We start from the raw sequence: 358 nt of genomic DNA, 5'->3' as shown, positions 1-358 counted from the left end.
GCTTTAATCTCTATCGCTGTGTTTAGGTATAAGGACCATGCTCTCATAGCTCAGTAGGTAGAGTGCATCCATGGTAAGGATGAGGTCACCGGTTCGATCCCGGTTGAGAGCTCCAGATCCAATACCATTCACGGCCCCTTGGTCAAGCGGTTAAGACACCTCCCTTTCACGGAGGTAACAGGGGTTCGAATCCCCTAGGGGTCACCATCATACGGAGGCTTAGCTCAGCTGGGAGAGCATCTGCCTTACAAGCAGAGGGTCGGCGGTTCGATCCCGTCAGCCTCCACCATAATCTTTTAAGATTGGCTTACCGTTGGGGATTAGCCAAGCGGTAAGGCAACGGACTTTGACTCCGTCA

General features: G+C 52.5%; 3 tRNA genes. All 3 read left to right on the top strand.

The features are described 5' to 3' along the window. Positions 1–39: 39 nt before the first annotated feature. The 3 genes from L3D05_RS26345 to L3D05_RS26335 all read left to right on the top strand — a co-directional run bounded on the left by L3D05_RS26345 (position 40) and on the right by L3D05_RS26335 (position 289). Positions 40–115 (top strand) — tRNA-Thr (locus L3D05_RS26345). A gap of 17 nt (positions 116–132) precedes the next feature. After that, a tRNA-Glu gene (locus L3D05_RS26340) sits at positions 133–207 on the top strand. Between the two features lie 6 nt (positions 208–213). Further along, positions 214–289: transfer RNA gene (locus tag L3D05_RS26335), tRNA-Val, on the top strand. Positions 290–358 lie beyond the last annotated feature (69 nt).

Origin of the sequence: Cohnella mopanensis (genome assembly GCF_022352055.1) — a bacterium.
Classification (GTDB): domain Bacteria; phylum Bacillota; class Bacilli; order Paenibacillales; family Paenibacillaceae; genus Cohnella; species Cohnella mopanensis.
The sequence above is the reverse complement of the archived record's forward strand: the minus strand, read 5'-3'. Positions and strand labels throughout refer to the sequence as shown.